This is a genomic window from Maribacter sp. R77961 (assembly GCF_044594925.1).
Taxonomy (GTDB): domain Bacteria; phylum Bacteroidota; class Bacteroidia; order Flavobacteriales; family Flavobacteriaceae; genus Maribacter.
Window position 1 is genome coordinate 611184 of the sequence record NZ_CP138991.1, and the last position, 16896, is coordinate 628079.

Annotated in this window: 17 protein-coding genes; 1 reads left to right on the forward strand and 16 read right to left on the reverse strand. The window is 34.7% G+C overall.

Features of this window, described 5'->3' with window-relative positions; genetic code table 11:
- Positions 1–208 precede the first annotated feature (208 nt).
- The 4 genes from SJY09_RS02520 to SJY09_RS02535 all read right to left on the reverse strand — a co-directional run bounded on the left by SJY09_RS02520 (position 209) and on the right by SJY09_RS02535 (position 4708).
- Positions 209–1519, reverse strand: a complete 1311-nt coding sequence (locus SJY09_RS02520; RefSeq protein ID WP_396637387.1) for an MvaI/BcnI family restriction endonuclease — start codon at positions 1517–1519, stop codon at positions 209–211.
- Positions 1482–2717 carry a DNA (cytosine-5-)-methyltransferase gene (dcm, locus tag SJY09_RS02525; RefSeq protein ID WP_396637388.1) on the reverse strand — a complete coding sequence of 412 codons (1236 nt, stop codon included), beginning with the start codon at positions 2715–2717 and terminating at the stop codon, positions 1482–1484. Before dcm ends, SJY09_RS02520 begins: the two co-directional genes overlap by 38 nt.
- Positions 2718–3129: 412 nt before the next feature.
- Positions 3130–4050: a hypothetical protein gene (locus tag SJY09_RS02530; RefSeq protein WP_396637389.1), complete on the reverse strand. Its 921-nt coding sequence runs from the start codon at positions 4048–4050 to the stop codon at positions 3130–3132.
- 250 nt (positions 4051–4300) lie between these two features.
- A complete protein-coding gene (locus SJY09_RS02535; RefSeq protein WP_396637390.1) occupies positions 4301–4708 on the reverse strand; it encodes a hypothetical protein in 408 nt (135 codons plus the stop codon).
- A gap of 380 nt (positions 4709–5088) precedes the next feature.
- On the opposite strand from SJY09_RS02535, the gene SJY09_RS02540 reads away from it, so the two are divergent.
- On the forward strand, positions 5089–6162 hold the full coding sequence (locus SJY09_RS02540; RefSeq protein WP_396636911.1) for an IS110 family transposase: 1074 nt from the start codon (positions 5089–5091) through the stop codon (positions 6160–6162).
- Positions 6163–6319: 157 nt separating this feature from the next.
- Here the strand turns inward: SJY09_RS02540 and SJY09_RS02545 are convergent, their stop codons facing one another.
- The 12 genes from SJY09_RS02545 to SJY09_RS02600 form a co-directional block, all read right to left on the reverse strand.
- Positions 6320–7084, reverse strand: a complete 765-nt coding sequence (locus SJY09_RS02545) for a DUF6090 family protein (RefSeq protein WP_396637391.1) — start codon at positions 7082–7084, stop codon at positions 6320–6322.
- Between the two features lie 1999 nt (positions 7085–9083).
- Positions 9084–9482, reverse strand: a complete 399-nt coding sequence (locus SJY09_RS02550; protein WP_396637392.1) for a hypothetical protein — start codon at positions 9480–9482, stop codon at positions 9084–9086.
- Positions 9483–9710: 228 nt separating this feature from the next.
- Complete coding sequence (locus SJY09_RS02555) at positions 9711–10256, reverse strand: TPM domain-containing protein (protein WP_396637393.1); 546 nt, start codon at positions 10254–10256, stop codon at positions 9711–9713.
- 209 nt (positions 10257–10465) lie between these two features.
- Entirely contained in the window at positions 10466–10816 is a 351-nt protein-coding gene (locus SJY09_RS02560; protein ID WP_396637394.1) for a hypothetical protein, read from the reverse strand.
- A gap of 151 nt (positions 10817–10967) precedes the next feature.
- On the reverse strand, positions 10968–11351 hold the full coding sequence (locus SJY09_RS02565; protein ID WP_396637395.1) for a hypothetical protein: 384 nt from the start codon (positions 11349–11351) through the stop codon (positions 10968–10970).
- 4 nt (positions 11352–11355) lie between these two features.
- Positions 11356–11631 carry a hypothetical protein gene (locus SJY09_RS02570; protein ID WP_396637396.1) on the reverse strand — a complete coding sequence of 92 codons (276 nt, stop codon included), beginning with the start codon at positions 11629–11631 and terminating at the stop codon, positions 11356–11358.
- Positions 11632–11851: 220 nt separating this feature from the next.
- Complete coding sequence (locus tag SJY09_RS02575) at positions 11852–12514, reverse strand: hypothetical protein (protein ID WP_396637397.1); 663 nt, start codon at positions 12512–12514, stop codon at positions 11852–11854.
- Between the two features lie 1346 nt (positions 12515–13860).
- Positions 13861–14343 carry an RDD family protein gene (locus SJY09_RS02580; protein ID WP_396637381.1) on the reverse strand — a complete coding sequence of 161 codons (483 nt, stop codon included), beginning with the start codon at positions 14341–14343 and terminating at the stop codon, positions 13861–13863.
- Positions 14344–14591: 248 nt separating this feature from the next.
- Positions 14592–15152, reverse strand: coding sequence for a hypothetical protein (locus SJY09_RS02585; RefSeq protein WP_396637398.1), 561 nt, complete (start codon positions 15150–15152; stop codon positions 14592–14594).
- Positions 15153–15354: 202 nt separating this feature from the next.
- Complete coding sequence (locus SJY09_RS02590) at positions 15355–15819, reverse strand: YcxB family protein (protein WP_396637399.1); 465 nt, start codon at positions 15817–15819, stop codon at positions 15355–15357.
- Positions 15820–16186: 367 nt separating this feature from the next.
- Positions 16187–16345, reverse strand: coding sequence for a hypothetical protein (locus SJY09_RS02595; RefSeq protein ID WP_396637400.1), 159 nt, complete (start codon positions 16343–16345; stop codon positions 16187–16189).
- 8 nt (positions 16346–16353) lie between these two features.
- Positions 16354–16824, reverse strand: coding sequence for a hypothetical protein (locus SJY09_RS02600; protein ID WP_396637401.1), 471 nt, complete (start codon positions 16822–16824; stop codon positions 16354–16356).
- Positions 16825–16896: the final 72 nt, after the last annotated feature.

Genomic DNA, 16896 nt, shown 5'->3' on the forward strand with positions numbered 1-16896 from the left:
TTTATTCTAAAAGCCAAATTTAAAAATTTGGCGACTCTGCAAATACACACAAACCTCTCGGAAATACCATATTAGCTATGTTTTATATACATTGTTACCTGTAGTGCTTTTCCGCAAACTTGCTAGCGTTGGCAGAAGACATACTCTTTTACAGTTTTGGCGAAGCTTGGATGGCGCGACTGTAAATGTGTATGGCTTTCAGCGTTGGCTACTCCGCAATGTCTATTACTTCATTCTGTTTATATAAATTCGGTAAAAATCCAGACTTTATTCTAAATTGACTTCGTTTCTTAATTTTAGGTTTGGTAGAAATATTCTCCAATTTAATTCCTGGGTCGTAATAAATATTTCCAATAGCCATTTGTGCAAGAAATAGCTGAAAATCAGTTCCAGTTCCTAATATTATTTCATTTCCGTATCTATACTTTCTTTCGGGTTTAGTTTCCGATAATGATGGTACATAACAAGCTTGATTATGTTTTCGGTTCCAATGTTTTAGCATTGAAGAAAAACTCCAAGATGCTGTTTCATTATCTTTTTCGTCTAATAATGCAATTCTGCCATTCGTGTTCCGTATTTTTCCGCTTTCTACGTCAAATCCGATTAGTTGCATTGTTAAATCTGTGAGATGATGTTTTTCTCCAACTTTGTGAACTCCTCCAAAATTTAATCTATCAGGTCGTCCTAGTCTATCTTCGTAACCATAAGTTCTGACAAAGTATTCTGTTCCTTCGGTTTTGTATAATCCGTCCGTTGGTTCAGGTGTCATTAGCGTAATAGCTTTGGATTTAGTGCGATTAAAATTCGCAACACTAAATTGCTTAACTTCCCAACCCATAAAATCAGGTTCGGAATAGCCATTTGGTGTAACTCCTAATTCTGCTTCTAAAGTATAACCACCACAATTAGGTGCACGACAATCCAAAATATTTCCATTTCTATCTAATCTTTTTGATTCAATCCAACCGAGTTCGTGAATACGTTTTAGTTCGTCTAGTAAAACTGCTCGATTGTTTTTTGCTTTCGGCAAATCTATTACAGAAAAAACTCCGTGAACAGAATCAAATTCAGTTTTATTAAATTCAGTTGCGATTTCCGAATCTGGTGAAGTTACATAGCCTAAAATAGTTCCGTTTTGAGCAACAGAAAAGAAAAGTAGTCTGCCAGCTAATCTTTGGGTCATTAATTCCGAAGGTGCTTTTTGACATCTTGCAAGAAAACCAGAAAAACGTACTTCTGGATATTTAGGGTAGAGGATAAATTGTGCTTGTGGTGCTGGAAAAATTGAACCTTCATCGTCAATCCAAGAAAAATTAAGCTTGGCTTTAAATCTTTCCTTTTCCCAATCTCCAGCTTCTTCCGCAATTATTTCAGAGATAGGGAACATATTTAGAATTTCCCAACTTCCACGAGCTAAATAAACTTGATTTTTTGAGTTATCATTTGGGGAAAGAGTTTTTACATAAACTCTTTTGCACCCATTATTTATGAATAGCGATTTTAGATTGGTTAGATTCATTAATTTTTGAAAGTTCTTTTACTATGTTTTTTGCTACTGCCTGTATTAAAGGTGTTACAACTGAATTGCCAAATTGTTTATAAGCTTGGTTGTTTGAAACAGGAATTATAAATTTATCCGGAAACCCTTGAAGTCTTGCACATTCTCTTGGCGTTAATCTTCTTGGGTTTTTTCCTTTTTGAGGAATTAAAACTTCAGAACCATCTTTATAATATCTAGCGCTAATTGTTCTTGATATTCCGTTTAAATCTGTCATTCCAAAACCAAAACCATTTCCTTTGGCTTTGTGTTTTCTGGCGTGTTCTTGTAAATAATTCCAAAGTTTATCAGACAAAGTGTATTTGTCGTCCACTTTTGGTTCAAGAATATCTTTAAAAACAAAATTTGCTTCTTGTGGGTCAGGAAATTCAAAAGTTTCTTTGCTTTTGAATATTGACTTTTTAAAGCCAACAATTATTATTCTTTCGCGATTTTGAGGAACATAATATTTGCCATTTAAAACTTTGTAATGGACATTATATCCTAATTTTTCTAAAGTTTTGATTATGACTTTAAATGTTTTCTTTTTATCGTGAGAAACAAGGTTTTTTACATTTTCAAGCATAAAAGCTTTTGGCTTTTTATGTTTAATTATTCTTGCAATATCAAAAAATAAAGTTCCTTGCGTTTCATCTAAAAACCCGTGCGCTCTTCCTAAAGAGTTTTTCTTTGAAACTCCTGCTATAGAGAAAGGTTGACAAGGAAAACCACCTAATAAAATATCGTGGTCTGGAATATCCTTTTCTGAAATTTGAGTTATATCTCCAAAAGGGACTTCTCCAAAATTCGCTTCGTATGTTTTTTTTGCGTAAGTATCCCATTCACTCGTAAATACGCACTTTCCACCACTATTTTGATAAGCCATTCTTATTCCTCCAATTCCAGCAAAAAGGTCGATAAATTTAAATGTTGGATTTTCAGTAGGTGGAAAAGGAATGTCCCATTTTATTGGCAAGTAATATTGGAAGTCTGGTTCTTGTATTATATTTAATTCTTCGTGTAATTCAGTCAGATATTCGGTAGCCGATGGTCTAAAATATTGAGAAACACCATTTTTATGATTCTGAAAATAGTGTGTTAAATGTGCTAAATCATTAGTAGTTTTTTTATCTACAACGATTTGAAGTTTCTCTTTTATGTCTGAATATTTTTTACTCATAATTGGGACGTAAAGTAAAGAAATTTTAGCATAGATTCCATTTTTCCAAACTCCAATTTTTAACAATCTTATGAACGCACGAGAGCGTTGGGAAAAGGCAAGCTCTTTTTATTTTTTGAGGCACGAAAAAAATGAAATGTGCTTGACTGAGCGCTGGCTTTTTTAGTTCAAATGTTGAATTTAAGCACGATTTTCAGCATTACAGGTAACGGTCGAGGCTATGGCAAGTAGGGCAGGTAAGGAAACTTTTGATTTCCGTCTGGTCTGCTAGCCAGAGCTTTTTGTTTTGTAATTATTTTTTCTTTTTTAATTGCCAAATCCAAAAGATTTGGCGGACTCAGTAAACAAGCCCAAGCCTTTAAATATAGCACTTTATGCCCTATTTGATATAGCCATTGTTGGGCATAGTTTTTTATTCCGATGTGTAAGAGTTTATTAATTTGCCGTTTTCGTCAAACGTATAAAGTCCATTATTTACACGATAAGTTGTCCTTTTGTAGCTGTCTTGGTCGCTAAATTCATTTGATAAATCGTATCTCCCTTTATTTATCATTTTAAATTCTTGCAGATTTATTGATTCGTTGTAATGTGCTACAAGCAACATTTTGTAATTAACGGTTCCATTGTTATTAGTGTGAAATTTTATGTATTCATTCATAACTCCATTATGTGTATTGGCAAATGCGTCAGCTTGAATATTTAATTCGTTTAATATGTCATTTTCATTAGTTTGATAACTAGATGCCTCATTATAGTATTGTCGATAGCGTTCTGGCATTTCATTTTTCCAACTTTTAGCCCACTTATTTAGTCCATCTGAAGGTTTGTAACTAGAAAGCACTCCATTTGTGAAATGAAGTTCATATCCAATGTCCATTGCAATAAATGAATTTGCATTGGCTGTTTGGTTATTAAAAACTTCACTCATAAATTTCTTTGAAAGTGATTTATTTTTTACCCCGTCTTCAAGTGTGCTTTCAATGTCGTAAGAATCAAAATCGTCTTTTAGATTAAAATTCACGAGATAATTGTCAACATCTTTTTGAGTAATAGATTCAATATTGTCATCTGTTAAAACACATACTAATTGGTCCGAAAATGATTTGAAAATAACTATGAAAACTTTACTGTCTTTTAAATCATAATCATTGTAGGTGTAGAATTCCTCCGAATTATAACCAAGGAATTTACAAATATTATTTATTGATTTTTTCTCAACCTTTATTTCAACTGGAACAAATCCATTCTCTTTTGGTACAAATGTTTTAAAGCCAGATGCGTAAGATGCAATCCAATTGAATAGTAATAAGACTAATAACAATTTTAATTTCATTTGATTCGTTTTTTAAATTATGCCCAACGGTTGAGCTATGAACAGTACGGGTGCAAACTAGCGTTTGCTTTCCGCCACGCACATAGCGAAATCTTTTGGTTTTCTTTTTTTCTTTGTCCCGCTAAAAAGCAAAATCCATAAGATTTTGCGGACTTCATAAAAATAGACAAACCCTGCGAATAAGCCCGAAGCCCGTATTGTTTATAGGTTTTGTTGTGCTTAGTGTTTTTGCGTTCAGATTGGCGTCCATTTAGAGTTTGATTGACGTGTCCAATTTTAATAATCGTAGCAATTCATTATTGTCCATTATGTCTTTCTGAAAAATCCAGTCTGAAATCGTTCCTGCGGATTTTTTATATCTCTTTTCCAAGGCCGTGGCATTTCTTTTAAAAATAGCGTCATTAGTTAAGTTGTTTTTTATTTCTGTAATCAATTCGTCCGCATATTCATCATCGATTTCAATCCAATTTTTGATTTGAGGAGTAGCTAAAATTTCCGTGAAACTTGATAAGTCCATACTTCGCCAATAATTGGCTAAAAAATCCTTGTCAATTTGTAAGTACGAGATTTCATTGATTCTTTCCACCGCCGTTTCAACTGTTGATACGCCGTTTTCAAAATCAATTATTAATCTCTTGAGAGTTTCTTTTTTCGACATTTTTCAACATTAAGCACAACGGTCTCGGCTCGTATGTTTGTTTCTTAGGTTGAAGATAAGATATTTAGGATAATCCATTAGCTTAAAGGGAAGTGTGGTTTCGTGTTTCGGCCAGATACTTAAAATGGATATCGTTGCTTAGGTCTACACACTTCCCAAGCTAATGTTTTAAAACATTAGCTTGGGAAGTGAACAAAAGCTAGAATAGAAGGGACAGAGAGGTCTCGGCTAGATACACTTAAGGTGATATCGTTTCATAGAAATCCCGCCCTTCTATAGTTTTCTTGGAATCCGGACAGTACCTAGACCCTATTTTACAGAGGTCGAATCAAATGCGAGCAAGGATGATAAAGAAGGTTATAGCTTAAAAAAATAATGTTATGGAAAAGCGCTTAAAACAATGTTTGGGTATTGATGTCTCTAAACTAAACTTATCATTATCCCTAGGTTTTCTGACCGATAAGCTGAACAAAGAATTCATATCACATCCAGATGTGCCCAATGATCTGTCAGGTTATAAAGAGCTTTTGAAATGGTTAAGGAAATCGGTGGATGCTAGCGTTGAGCTTTTAGTGGTTATGGAAGCCACGGGAGTTTACCATCAGGGTATCGCCCATTATCTGCATTCCAAAGGTTATTCGGTTTGTGTAATGCAGTCGGGCAGGGTGAAGAGTTATGCCCGTAGTCTTGACCAACGCTCAAAGACAGATGCGCTGGATAGTAAAATGCTCGGTATGCTCGGTCTGGAAAGGTCTATTCGTTTATGGGAGCCACCCAGTGAAGAACTTCAACGCTTAAAAGCATTGAGCAGGGAACGTAGTTCTTTGTTAAAGGATAGGACAATAGAGAACAATCGTCAGGGAGCAATTTCGTCGAGTGTTTATAGGAATGCCAAAGCCCTTAAAAGGCATAAGAACAGGCTGAAACTTATCAATGGTCAAATAGGATCTATAGAAGAAGAAATGCAGGACCTGATATCCAAAAACAAAGTACTGCGGAACAAGATAGGCTTTATGATGAGTATACCTGGTATTTCATTTATATCCGCAGCTACCGTTATAGGAGAGACCTTGGGTTTTGCTTCTATCGTAAACGCGAAACAACTGACCAGCTACGCCGGTTACGATGTTGTCTTGCGAGAGTCGGGGAACTTCAAGGGCAAAACAAGGATCAGCAAAAAGGGTAACAGCCATATTCGTGCCGTTCTACATATGCCTTCGATGACCTGTGTGCGTTGTAATCCAACATTGAAACAATTCTATAACCGACTTAAGCCAAAGAAAGCAAAGCCACTGGTGGCCTTAATAGCGGTTCAGAGAAAGCTGTTGATATTAATGTACACCCTATGGAAAAACGAAGAATTCTATGATGCGGATTTTGAAACTAAAAAGCAGCAAAAGCGTGAAGCCCTTGCTGCGCAGGATAACAACTTGATTGCTCAACTTGTTTCCTAATATTTTAAAGAAAAAGCTTGCTTTTTAACACAGTACCTATGAGTAGTTGCGTGGTTTAGCACTTAACTTTGCAAGTACACACCAAACTGAAAATCCGCGAGGATTTTCAGAAGTAGGCGAGAACAAGCAATTACTTATAGCCATTGTTGTGCTTTCGTTATTTTTTCGTTTTTATTTCAGATTCCAGAAGTTGAAGTATTTCCTTGTTCAAGTTCATACAAACCAGATATTTTTCAGTTGCAATGTTGAAAAAGATAATTTGATTTTCAATTCTATTTTCAAATTCTGGTATTTTTAGCATTTGGTTATTATCAATTTCAAATCCAGATTTAGGTAATTTTACATTCAAGTTTTTGTTAAAACCGACTATTTCATCAACATCCAGATAACTACCATTTTTAATAATAAAATCAATCAATTCAAAATCGGTTTTTTGCGAGGCTTCTTCTCTTAATGTTAATTCAGATAATTCAGTAAGCCAAGATGATAAAAGATTACGTAAAACACTATTTTTTATTAAACCAAGGTTTCCTGAATTTATTAAATCGTTTAGAAAACCATTTTTAGCACTATAATCAGGTGATGCAGTAGCAGCATTTAAGTGTTTTTCCAAAATAAACTCTTCTGTATATCTTTTACCAGTGTGGTTGAGTATTTGTACACAAGATTTGATATTTTTTGTATTCACACTATCAATACGAATTAACTCTGAAAGATTAAAATTAAAATCCTCTCTTAAATTTTTTAATGCTTCTAACTCTAATTTATCTTGGTTAGAATTTTCATTCCAATTATTTATTTGAAGAGCAATCAAAATTCCAATAACAACAAGTATAATTTCTCCAACGGCATAAATCATATACTTACTGAATTTATTTTCAGAAAGTAGTCTTTGTCTAATTTTTCTAAAGAATTTTATCATTGGTTAGCGGTTTCTGATAATGAAGCACAACGCCGAAGCTATGATTAGTGCTGAATTAAGTAGATACTGTACTTACTTCAAAACACCAAGCCAAAGCATTTTGTTTGCGTTTATTTTTTTGTTATTAAATGCCAAATCAAACTGATTTGGCGACATCATAAATATAGACAAACCATTTTATTAAACCACAGACCTAGCATTACACATAGGTATTGTTAGCGGTATTAAGCAACCCGAACCATAGCTGTTAAAGACAAGTGAAACTAACCATCCGCGTAGATTTTGCCGCATTTTCCATCGGGCGACCAAATTGGCGGACACAAATAAAAGAAGTTCGGTTTAAAGGGATTTGGCAAGTAATGGCGAACCAAAAGTCCGTCTGCGTTATGTTTGCGTACAGATTGCGTGCTGGCGGCAAAAGGGCATGCCCCGCAAGCTGCTCTTTTATACAAACCCGAACCAAACGATTTAGATATGCTTAAAATACTAAAACCTTGGATTTTTTGCTTTTATCGATAAACGTATTACTTGCGAACAGAATGTCCGTCTAGCACGTAAAAAAGCAAAAAAAAGGGAAGCCCCGAAGTTGCTCTATTTTTTTTAGAGCTTATTACCGTTAACGCCGAAGCTATGATTAGTGCGGAATTAAGTAGGAACTGTACTTATTTCAAAACACCAAGCCAAAGCATTTTTTTTGCGTTTATTTTTTTTGTTATTAAATGCCAAATCAAACTGATTTGGCGACATCATAAATATAGACAAACCATTTTATTAAACCACAGACCTAGCATTACACATAGGTATTGTTAGCGGTATTAAGCAACCCGAACCATAGCTGTTAAAGACAAGTGAAACTAACCATCCGCGTAGATTTTGCCGCATTTTCCATCGGGCGACCAAATTGGCGGACACAAATAAAAGAAGTTCGGTTTAAAGGGATTTGGCAAGTAATGGCGAACCAAAAGTCCGTCTGCGTTATGTTTGCGTACAGATTGCGTGCTGGCGGCAAAAGGGCATGCCCCGCAAGCTGCTCTTTTATACAAACCCGAACCAAACGATTTAGATATGCTTAAAATACTAAAACCTTGGATTTTTTGCTTTTATCGATAAACGTATTACTTGCGAACAGAATGTCCGTCTAGCACGTAAAAAAGCAAAAAAAAGGGAAGCCCCGAAGTTGCTCTATTTTTTTTAGAGCTTATTACCGTTAACGCCGAAGCTATGATTAGTGCGGAATTAAGTAGGAACTGTACTTATTTCAAAACACCAAGCCAAAGCATTTTTTTTGCGTTTATTTTTTTTGTTATTAAATGCCAAATCAAACTGATTTGGCGACATCATAAATATAGACAAACCATTTTATTAAACCACAGACCTAGCATTACACATAGGTATTGTTAGCGGTATTATGCAACCCGAACCATAGCTGTTAAAGACAAGTGAAACTAACCATCCGCGTAGATTTTGCCGCATTTTCCATCGGGCGACCAAATTGGCGGACACAAATAAAAGAAGTTCGGTTTAAAGGGATTTGGCAAGTAATGGCGAACCAAAAGTCCGTCTGCGTTATGTTTGCGTACAGATTGCGTGCTGGCGGCAAAAGGGCATGCCCCGCAAGCTGCTCTTTTATACAAACCCGAACCAAACGATTTAGATATGCTTAAAATACTAAAACCTTGGATTTTTTGCTTTTATCGATAAACGTATTACTTGCGAACAGAATGTCCGTCTAGCACGTAAAAAAGCAAAAAAAAGGGAAGCCCCGAAGTTGCTCTATTTTTTTTAGAGCTTATTACCGTTAACGCTTGAGCTAAGCGTAGTGCGGAAGTAAGGAAACTTTGCGTTTCCGTCTTAGCACGAAGCTAAAGCTTTTTGTTTAGTTTTATTTTTTCTTGTCCAAAGCTAAATCCCAAAGATTTAGCGACACAATAAATATACTCAGACCTTTCGGTTTTACCCAAAAGTCCGCATTACGTTTAGGTTTTGTTGTATGCAGTTTTTATTTCAATTCATGGAAAACCTTAGTGAATTCTAGCTTTTCAGATACCTGCAATTCCTTTTTTTTAAATTCAAACTGCTTTAATGATAAAGGAACACTCTTACTTGCTCTAGCCACTTCAATTATATGGTAATACGTTACATTTTTGTTCAGTCCGTTTACAGAATCTTTGGGATGGCTTTTTGCAATTATAAAATTATCATTATGTCCAACTTCAAAAACAGTTTGTTCCACAATTAGCTTAGACTGATGTTCTCCAGGAAAATACCAAATACTCATTTCGTCCAGCGTATTATTAGCAGTTAACCAATATTTGTCCGTTATCTCTTGTTCCACTAATCCGGCACCAAATAAACAAGATTGAAGCAGAATTATAAATACGACTACAAATTTTCTCATGAGTTTATTTGGTGATTTTAAATTGCATACAACGGTTTAGCTATGAACAGTACGGGAGCAAACTGACGTTTGCTTTCCGCCACGCACATAGCGAAATCTTATTGTTTTGATTTATTTTTTCCTGTCCAGAGCAAAATCCATAAGATTTTGCGGTCTCTATAAAAATACGCAAACCTAGCGATTACACCCGAAGCCCGTATTGTTTATAGGTTTTGTTGTACACAGTACTTATTTCCACTTTGCTATTAATTCAGTTACACCGTTTTTAATTCCGTTATAATATTTTTCGTTTTTAAACTCGGGAACAATTGTGCTATCAATTACTATTTTACAAATTTCGTCAGTCAGAATTAATTCCGTTCCAGTTCCAGTTGCGATTCCGATTTCTCTTATCGGATTACAAAGAACAATGACAAGTCCATTATCTTTCTCGGCATTACCAACGCCCCATTTTTGTCCTAAATCAGTTGCGTATTTTTGGATTTCATTATATGGTTTTATACTATCAACAGTTACAACTACAATTTGTCTTGTGGTTTCAATTTCGTAATCGTAAAGAATTTTAGAGAGTTCAGTCCGTTGTGACTCCGTAAAGATTTGCCCATAATCATTGATTATTCCAATCGATTCAGGCAAATCGGCTTTTTTCATTTCTGAAAAATCAAACACCACTTTTGGCGCATCAGTTTTTGGTTCTGTTTTTTCAGGTTGCGATGATTTACAACTAGAAAGTGTCAGAAAAACTAAAATGGTTAATTGGAAAAATAGTTTCATCAGTATTGTGTACAACGGTTGGGCTAAGCGCAGTGCGGTAGTAAGGAAACTTTTCGTTTCCGTCTGCGCACGAAGCTAAAGCTTATTGTTTAGTTTTATTTTTTCTTGTCCAAAGCTAAATCCAAAAGATTTAGCGACATTATAAATATGCACAGACCTTTCGGTTAAGCCCTAAAATCCGCATTACGTTTAGGCTTTGTTGTAAGTAGTTATTTTATTCGTCTCATTTCCCATTCCCATTCTCCTCCGCCATTTGATCCCACTCCTTCAATTAAATCAATCGATATAATTTTGCCCTTATATTTTGCAAATCCATCATTGTATTCAAATTTTAATTTGTTTTTTCTTTGCTTCCATTGGTCATTATGCGGAGTTGATTCATTAGGATGAGTGGTCTTTATTTTTTCATTTTCTAAAAACTCAATTTTATAGGTCCAATCTTCATCGGTATATTCCCAAGTAGTTCCTGTTAAATCAAAGAACAAAGGATTTGATTTGTTAAGACTCTTACAGCTTATAAAAAAAGAAAACAACAAAATTGAAAATAAGATTTTTTTCATAATTACTTACAACGTGTTTGTGTATGGTTAGTTGCGTGTTTCAGCAACTAATTTAGTAAACAAAAACGAACGCGAGAAAATTCCGAAGGAATTTTCCAAATAGACAACGACCAAAGCAATTAATTATACACGGTGTTAGGTGCAGTTTTTATTATTCAGAGTCTTTTCCGTTGTCATTTTCCTTATTTCCATATAAGTCTTTCTTATATTTCTTAACATCTCTTTTTGCTAATTCAACAATTCGTTTATTATTTTCTTTGTGTTTCTCTATATCTCTTTTTATTCTAGCACTCATTGTTTTCTTAATCTCTTTTGTAGTACTACAATTCGAACACCACCAATATTCTTTTTTATTATCTTTTAATTTCGATTCCGTTTTCTTTCCGCAATTTGAGCAATTCCGTTCGTCAGTTTCATTTTCAAATGCTCGATAATTACAATTTCCGCAATCCCAAATAGTAAGAGGTGATTCGTCCTCGTCCACTTTCCAGTTAAAGCTATCCACTTTGAATTTCGGACAGATTTGAGTTGCCATAATATTATTTTTTAAAGTTATTCCACCATTCTAATACTTCTAAAGTCATTTTGTCCGAGTCAATATGTTCAATAGAAAACCCGTAATTATTAGTCAACTCAAATTGTATGACTTTCGAAATTTTAAATTTATCAGAACCTTTATATAATTGACTAAGAAATAGATGATTAATAGAGTCGAATTCGTCATCTGGCGAGTCAGGTATTAATTCCCACGAGTTAATTATTTCTCTTAACTCACTAAATCCTCTTTTATATTCTTTCTTTAATCGAGAGTTCATTTCAAATTGCACCTAACGGTTTGGCTAAGAACAGTACGGGGGCAAACTCGCGTTTGCTTTCCGTTTATCACTTAGCCAAAACCTTTTGTTTTGGTTTTAATTTTTTTCTTTTAAAATCCCAAAATCCTAATGTTTTGGCGGACTTTATAAAAATGCGCAAACCATTCGGTAAACCCCAAAGCCCGTATTGTTTTTAGGCTTTGTTGTGCGCTGGCTTTTTTTATTGCAGTCCATAATGCGGAAGTCCTTCATCTCCGTCCGACAGACCTTTTTTAAGGACTTTTAAGATTTTCAAAATTCGAATACCAATATCGTTAAACGCAATAAAGTCCATCTTTTGAATTTCAAATTTATGGTTGTGAATTAGTTCATTTCTTAAATTCCAAAATTTCCGCAACAATTTAGCGGTATCATAGTCTATTACGTTTTCCGTTCCGAGTTTTTCAATCATTCTCCCAACGGATAACGGTCGTTTTTCAGTCGATTTGAAATGTCGTTCGAAAATAATCCTGAGAGTTTTTTCAATCTCAACCGATAATCTTATCAAGTCCGTCGAATAATCATCGGTAATTTGATACAATTCTTCGTTGTCATCAATCACAGGTGCGCCCAGTCCAACGGGTCCATCTGTTTCTACTTCTAGATTTTCTTCTACCTTTTCCGTCTCTTCATTGAGTTCTTGCAATTCTAGCTCAAAACTCCCAAGTTTTATTTTTTTTGCCTTCTCAAATAATTTCTCTGGGTTTTTAATTAAAAGAGCTAAAGTTCCAATTGCTAGAAGCGATACGGAAATCAAATCAAAAGTCAGCTTTGGAAAAAACATTCTAAAGATGATTACCGCTAGACAGACAATTGCGATTATGTATTTTGAATACTTGTTCATATTTTTTTAGCTTGCGCACAACGCCGAAGCTATGATTAGTGCGGAATTAAGTAGGAACTGTACTTATTTCAAAACACCAAGCCAAAGCATTTTTTTTGCGTTTATTTTTTTTGTTATTAAATGCCAAATCAAACTGATTTGGCGACATCATAAATATAGACAAACCATTTTATTAAACCACAGACCTAGCATTACACATAGGTATTGTTAGCGGTATTATGCAACCCGAACCATAGCTGTTAAAGACAAGTGAAACTAACCATCCGCGTAGATTTTGCCGCATTTTCCATCGGGCGACCAAATTGGCGGACACAAATAAAAGAAGTTCGGTTTAAAGGGATTTGGCAAGTAATGGCGAACCAAAAGTCCGTCTGCGTTATGTTTGCGTACAGATTGCGTGCTGGCGGCAAAAGGGCATGCCCCGCAAGCTGCTCTTTTATACAAACCCGAACCAAACGATTTAGATATGCTTAAAATACTAAAACCTTGGATTTTTTGCTTTTATCGATAAACGTATTACTTGCGAACAGAATGTCCGTCTAGCACGTAAAAAAGCAAAAAAAAGGGAAGCCCCGAAGTTGCTCTATTTTTTTTAGAGCTTATTACCGTTAACGTCTCGGCTATGCTTAGTGCGGGGCGGAAATCCAGCGGATTTCCTGTCTTGCGCTAAGCTAAACCTTTGGGTTTCGCTTTTCCTTTTTTGTCCAAAGCTAAATCCCAAAGATTTAGCGACATCATAAAGATACACAGAACTTGGCGTTAAAACCTAAGCCCGCATTAAGTATAGGCATTGTTGTAATTAGTGGTTTTGCGTTCTGATTGGCACGTTTTAGTTCGTAATTACTGCGTACAGATTGGTTGTATTGATAAACAATAAAACAAGTCCATTTACATAGCTGTTGCGTACGAGTAAGGTCCATCTGCGCAAACTAGCTAAGAAGTCCATCTGCGCAACAATTAGATAGGAGTGAAGTCCATTTGCGCAAAGTTGTTCAGAAATCCATTTGCGCAAACTTGCTGTCCATTTGCGTTTAGATTGAAAATAATTTTATAAAATCAATACATTTTTACGCAATAATCCGCTCTGTTTTTTAGAATCAGATTACGCATTTTTGAGGTTGGTAAATTGTTTTTTTACCATTAATTACAACGGTGCGGCTATGATTAGTGCGGCGCAGAAATCCAGCGGATTTCCAGCTACGCGCTAAGCAAAAGCTTTTGGTTTTGTTTTTTCTTTTTTTGTTCGAAAGCAAAATCCCAAAGATTTTGCGACTATATAAATATACACAGACCTTGGCGTAAAACCCGAAGTCCGTATTAATTATAGGCATTGTTACCATACGTTTTTATTTTGCGTCTGATTCGCTTTTAACAACCACAGTTTTTGCCCACATATCGCCAAGCCTTTGATTTAATTCTGAATTTTTTATAATGATTATCGCTACGAGTCCAAAAAAGATCATATCAATAGGGTCAAGTAGATGTCTTTTAAAAGATTGTCCAAAAGTTGGCTTGTCCATGTAGTTACCCCAATTTTGTCCATCTGCGTCTTTTTTAATTGATTTTGGCATTAGTCCAACGATTCCATTTCCGAGAGTTGCTCCAAAAAATTGCTCAAGTCCAACCGTCATAAGCAACCAAAATAATATTGGTCCAAGAGCCGGAAGTCCATTTATAGTGAAACCTCCATCGCCGTCTGGTTGTCCAAATTGATAACCGTAGATAAAAAAGAAAGTATATATAATTAAGTAGTCTATAAAACCTGCAAGAAATCTTTTTCCAATTGAAGATTCGGTTTTTATTTCGGATAAAGTTTGGTTGGTGTTCATATGTTCAAAATGTATGGTAACGGTTGAGCTATGAACAGTACGGGAGCAAACTAGCGTTTGCTTTCCGCCACGCACAAAGCGAAATCTTATTGTTTTGATTTATTTTTTCCTGTTCAGAGCAAAATCCATAAGATTTTGCGGACTTTATAAAAATACACAAACCTTTCGATTAAGCCCGAAGCCCGTATTGTTTATAGGTGTTGTTGTAAAACGTTTTTTCTCGGTAAGAATTGAAGTACACTTTTGCTCTATTCAGGTATGTATTCATACTTTTTTAATTTGTCTAATTCTTCGTCAATATACTTTCGCCATTCTTGTTGTTTCGCTTTACTGAACGAAACCTGCTTATCGTAATCTTTCTGCACTTGTCTACATTGTTCTAATATTTTCTCAGAGAAATCATTGTAAACATAACTTTCATAAATGTTTTTATCGGTAAAAGCTTCAAATCCGATTCTCATTTTTCTAATATATAACTCTTTAATATCAAAATGTAATTGCTCGTGAACCAATAAAAGGCTATCATTCGATATAGACCAGGAGAGAGTCTTGTAGAAATAATTAAGAGGATATGGAACCTTATTTCCATTTTTATCCGTTCTATGAATAAACACAGGTCCAGTTGCAGTTTCGGCTGCCGTATGAACTCCATATTTATTTTTTGGAATTTTTGAAACCCCATTAAAGTCTTTCCAATTTAAAGGGCGGAGTTTTGTCCACAGAAGTAAAGTGTCATTTTCTGACACTATTTCTTGTCCAAAAGATAGAAATCCAATTAAGAACGTTATGACAAAGAGTGCTTTTTTCAAAATGTTTTACAACGGTTTAGCTATGAACAGTACGAGAGCAAACTAGCGTTTACTTTCCGCCACGCACGTAGCAAAATCTTTTTGTTTTGTTTTTTCTTTTCCTTGTTTAAAGCAAAATCCCAAAGATTTTGCGGACATCATAAAAATACGCAAACCCTGCGAACAAACCCGAAACCCGTATTGTTTATAGGTTTTGTTGTCATTAGTTTTTCTTTAGTCTGCTTAGAATATCAATCTCATCAGTTTCTAAATTTTTAATAGGCAGATATATTCCTTGTTTTGATTTTGTCTTTAACACAAAATATGTTTTTCTTTTTAGAACCTTTTCCAATTCAGAGTAATCCAGTTCAGATTTACTCTTTCCAGATTGTATTATGATTTTGTCAGATTCAATATGGTAATTATGGTCAAAATTTTTGAACCAAGCCTTTTGAGTTAAAATGGTTATGAAGGGTTTTAGTAAATAATATACTCCGAAAAACATCATAAAACCAGAGTAGCTTATTCCAGGTTTAGAATTGCCATTCATATACATATAGAAACCCATTATCAGAATTAATGGACCCGCTACAATTCTTAAAATTGAGTAATAAGTTCCATAACCAAAATAGTATTCATTTAGGAATATTTTGATTTTTTCAGATTGAGTTATTTTCTGGTTGTTCACGAATATATTTTTATAGCATTCAGATTGGAAATTCCATTTGCGAAAACTTGCTCAAAAGTCCATCTACGTTCAGATTACGCTTGAGTAAGAAGTCCATTCGCAGTATTCAATTTTAATACTATTAACTATTATTAAAAAATTCAACTTTGGCAAGAACTTCAAAATTAATGACAACGGTTGAGCTATGAACAGTACGGGAGCAAACTAGCGTTTGCTTTCCGCCACGCACGTAGCGAAATCTTTTGGTTTTGTTTTATTTTTTTACTGTCAAAAGCGAAATCCCAAAGATTTCGCGACCTTCTAAAAATACGCAAACCTTTCGATTAAGCCAGAAGCCCGTATTGTTTATAGGTTTTGTTGTAAACAGTTATTTTTCCGGTTCTGTAATTGAATATTCCGTGTATTTGTCATAAGCCATGACATCAAATACTTTAGATTGTCCAGTTTTCAACCATTTTTTATAAATCAGTTTACCGTTCATATAAACGTAAAGTTCGTTGTCTTTTGTCTCTTTTGTGAAAGCCATATTCTGTTCTAAATTTTAATTTTTTCTTGAATATATTTTTCTATTAATTCTTTGTCCGACTTATTTTTTAAAATCAGCAAATCGTGATTTTTATGAGTACGATAAGACATAAGAAACTTATTTTTTCCGCTCCGATTTAGTTCAGAGTATTCAAGTCCATTCGGGTCAAACTTATCAGTTATCAAATCCATTTTTTGAGTCCGATTAAGCAGTTTTTTCAACAGGGTCATTTTTCCGCTTTTCTCATCAATTTCTATTTCTGAATAGTAAATCCATGATGCAAATCGATAGAATGTGTAGCCAATTAAACTTAATACCGCAACAAAAATTCCAACACCTAATCCAAGAAAGTAAATTAGAAATATAAACGAAGCTGAAGACCAAATTAGCAGTTCTGTCCATTTGAAGGGAATTCTATTACTCAATGTATGAACGTCTCCATTTTTGGAGAATCTAAAATAATCTTCGTGTTCGTTCATAATTGTTTACAACGGTTGAGCTATGAACAGTACGAGAGCAAACTGGTGTTTGCTTTCCGCCACGCACATAGC